Annotated in this window: 5 protein-coding genes; 1 reads left to right on the top strand and 4 read right to left on the bottom strand. The window is 66.0% G+C overall.

Translation table 11 applies throughout. The features are described 5' to 3' along the window. The coding region (locus tag ELR45_RS15555; protein WP_205856659.1) for a hypothetical protein at positions 1–711 on the top strand (711 nt) is incomplete at its 5' end. Positions 712–766: 55 nt separating this feature from the next. Here ELR45_RS15555 and ELR45_RS35235 read toward each other — a convergent pair. The 4 genes from ELR45_RS35235 to ELR45_RS37970 all read right to left on the bottom strand — a co-directional run. Continuing rightward, entirely contained in the window at positions 767–1348 is a 582-nt protein-coding gene (locus ELR45_RS35235) for a hypothetical protein (RefSeq protein WP_165367801.1), read from the bottom strand. A 162-nt stretch (positions 1349–1510) separates the two neighbouring features. Then, positions 1511–2023 (bottom strand): DinB family protein, encoded by a 513-nt coding sequence (locus ELR45_RS15560; protein ID WP_129667229.1) that lies wholly within the window; start codon positions 2021–2023, stop codon positions 1511–1513. 64 nt (positions 2024–2087) lie between these two features. Further along, positions 2088–3008 (bottom strand): phosphotransferase family protein, encoded by a 921-nt coding sequence (locus ELR45_RS15565; protein WP_165367802.1) that lies wholly within the window; start codon positions 3006–3008, stop codon positions 2088–2090. 119 nt (positions 3009–3127) lie between these two features. Continuing rightward, positions 3128–3430, bottom strand: a 303-nt coding sequence (locus ELR45_RS37970; protein ID WP_205856660.1) for a DUF2182 domain-containing protein, incomplete at its 5' end; no start/stop codon positions are given.

Below are 3430 nucleotides of genomic sequence, written 5' to 3' on the forward strand. Positions count from 1 at the left end.
GTAGTCGGAGCCCATGGGTGCGACACCCCGCAGGCGTGTGAGGCCGCCCGTACACGGCTTACCGCGCACCTCGACGGCGCGTTTCATGTGGTCAACGATGCCGCTCTGCTCGGCCCTGCGGCCGGTCTGGACTCCAGCATTCAACTCATCGTCGGCACCGGCGCCATCGTCGTCGGGACGGACGCCGCCGGGGGGATGGTGACCGTGGGCGGCCACGGCTGGCTCTTCGGGGACTTCGGCAGCGCTCCCGCCCTGCTCCGGGAGAGCATGCGGCTGATCTCCCGCTACGACAGTGAGGGGCAGCCGCCGGATCCGCTGGCGGAGGAGTTGATGAAGTTCTACGACGTGCCGGACGTGAGTGCGCTGGCCTATGCGCTCAGCGACGCGGCGGACGCGACGGCGTGGGGCCGGCATGGCGTGCTCTTCTTCGAGCAGCTCGAACGCGGATCGCAGGTGGCGCGCCGGGTGCTCGATGATGCGGCAGATGCCCTGGTGCAAGACATTCTGGCTGCCGTGGCTCGTGGGGCCGTCGGAGACGTGGTGCTGGCAGCGGGTGGCGTGATCACCGGCCAGCCTGCGCTGGTCGATTCACTGCGGCGGCGATTGGAGGTACGGGCGCCGTTTCTGACGCTGCGTGTCCTCGACGTTCCACCTGTCTGTGGAGCGATCAACCTCGCTCTTCGGGGAGGTGGCCGGCCGCACGCCACCTAATGCACCACGTTCTGCGCAGGTACCGGCAGAGCCTCAGCTTCACCTAGGCGAACAGCTAATCAACGGCGGTGGCGGTCGCGGCGCGCTCGACCCATGTCTGAAGCTGATCGAGGTCGGTGCATTCGGCGATGCGTGCGCGTGCGTCATCGGGGACATCGACGCCGCGCGCAGCCAGCACCCGTAGTATGGCTGTCGCTTCCCCCTCTGCTTTGCCCGCGGCGAGCCCTGCAGCCTCGCCTTCAGCAAGGCCTTTGGCCCAGCCCTCCTCCTGAGCTCGGGTCCGCAGCTGCGAGGGGTAGTGGTAGGTCAGCGTCGACATGAGGTTCCTCCATATCTCACGTGCGGCCGTGTCTCCTAATCCTACTTCGGTGAACTCGGCCAAGTAGCCGGCAACGGCTGGGTCGCTGAGGTTGTCCAACGCCGCTGCGAGCGCCTGCAGAACCCCGCCGGCCTGCGGGTCATTTCGGTGGGTCAGCGCCGAGAACATAGCCAGCACCACGTCGTCTCCTGCCTGCTCGACATCGACGATAGCCGGAACGTTGTCCGGCCCGAATGCCAGCGGGCCGGTGATCTGTGTCGGCCGTGTCGCGAGGCCGACCCTGATCGGTTTTGCGAGCCCACTTCGCCGTCGAAGCATCCGGGCACACCACGAGCAATGTCACCGGCAGCCGGTACTTGGTATGGAGGTAAGCGACGTCAGTCGTGGCACTCGCTCTACGCCGGGTTCTGGTCGGAGAAGTCGCAGGCTTTCTGCTGGCTCATCAGGGCTACCGGTCGATGACCCCTACCGTGCCAACGGCTATTCGCCGAGCCGGCCGTCGGCGAGCTCGCGGACGATGTCGAGATGGCCTGCGTGGCGGGCGTACTCCTGAAGAACGTGGAAGAGAATCTGGGCCAGAGTCGGCCGCTCCTTGTCCGACTGGAAGCGGCCGCCGACTGCCGCGAGATCGGCCAGATCGGCTGAGCCGGCGATCGTACGCGTCTGTTCGCCGCCTTCGTGCAGCGCGGTGATCAGCTCGGCCGCCGTCGTTTCGGGCGGTGCGACCCAGCGATCGTGCTCGTCGGCGTCGCCCCATGGTGCATCGACCTGCTCGGCCGTGAACCCCCACCGCAGCCATCGTCGTTCCATGTGCAGAAGATGGTTCACCAGCTCCAACGGTGTCCAGCCCGACGGCAGCCGACTGTTCCGGAGCTCGTCGTCCGGCATTCCGTCGAGCTTTCGGCCGATCGCCGTTCGGTAGTAGTCCAGATAGCCGAGCAGCAGTTCCTTGGGGTCGGCGAGTGTGTGGGAGGGCTCTGCGGCGAAGTCCATGGCTGTGGTCTATCAGCTTCACCGGTTCTGCGGTAGCAGGGCGTCCTTCGACCCCGCCGGCTTGTCAGAGCCGGGTGAGCTCCGCGTCGAGCTCGCCCAGGACGTAACGGAGCGTCGGCTCGTGCTCGATGGGATCGAAGCCCCTCGGGGCACCCTCGGTGACCATGATCAAGTAGAGGTAGACGCGATACAGGCTGAGCCGGGTTCGTTCTGATCCAGTCAGCGGCCTGCCCAGGAAGCCGTTGAGGACACCGGGCGCCTGCTCGGGGTCGGTGAAGAACGCCAGCGATGTCAGCTCGGCGATCGGGTCCCCGTAGAAGGCCCGCTCGCCATCGATGATGCCCTCGACGCGGTAACCGTCACCGTCCGGTACGACGAAGACGTTGCCGTCCCACAGGTCGAAGTGGACCAGCGCCGGGGTGGTCACCTCGTCGAGAAGCTCGGCATGTTTCTCGACGAGGCCGCGGATCTTCCCTGCTGGGGCCGGCAGCTCGCGCCGGTACTCGACGGCGTCGGTCAGAATGTCGTCGATCATCGTCAGGAACGATGTGCGCCAGCTGGCCGAGTGCGTATGCCCGTCGCGTCGTGGGTAACCGAACATCGGCCCGGAGACGTGGCGAAGCCGACGGCAGATCGTACCCAGCTGGTGCCGCACACGCGCTAGGTGGACGTCGGTCATCCTCTCCTTGACGCTTTCGAGTGGCCGGCCTTCCAGCCGTCGCATCAACAGGTAGCCGAGGTAGGGCTGGGCGGCGACGATGCCCGGCAGCGGAACACCGACGTTCCCGGCTCGCCGGAAGAACTCCACCTCGGTGTGCATCAGGTCCACTTCGTAGCGCAGCAGCTTAAGGCCCGGATCAGGCGCAACCTTCAGTACTAGATCGCGGCCGTCGGACAAGGTGACCGCATAGACCGCGTTGAAGAAGCTGTCGGTGAACTGCGAGTGCGAGGTCACCTCGACGTCTTCTCCAGCGCCGTGTCTCACGAGGTCTACGATCTCTGGGGCCGTCATGCGGCGCTTCGTCAGGCTGTCCACCGCTCCAATACTGGCAGGTCCGAACCTGTGGTTCTCATATCAGCGAATGTGCCCACTGGAGCGGACGGTCACAAGGACTGTGCCAACGTCCACAGACCCCATGCGACGAGGCCAAGACCCGCCAGCCGGGCGACGCCATGCCCATCGGGAAGCATCTTCTCGACGGCGATATACGCGGCGATGCCCACCATCCAGAGAAACGACATCGAACCGCCCACGAACATCAGGCTCATGAGTGCCCAGCAGCATCCCACACACACGCCGCCGTGTCTGAGCCCGAGGACGAACGCACCTCGTGGACCGGGACGCCACCGCGTCATCAGGTGGCCGAACGGAGTGCGGCAATGCCGGAGGCAGGCGTGCTTGAGCGG

This window comes from Phytoactinopolyspora endophytica, from assembly GCF_004138495.1.
Lineage (GTDB): Bacteria > Actinomycetota > Actinomycetes > Jiangellales > Jiangellaceae > Phytoactinopolyspora > Phytoactinopolyspora endophytica.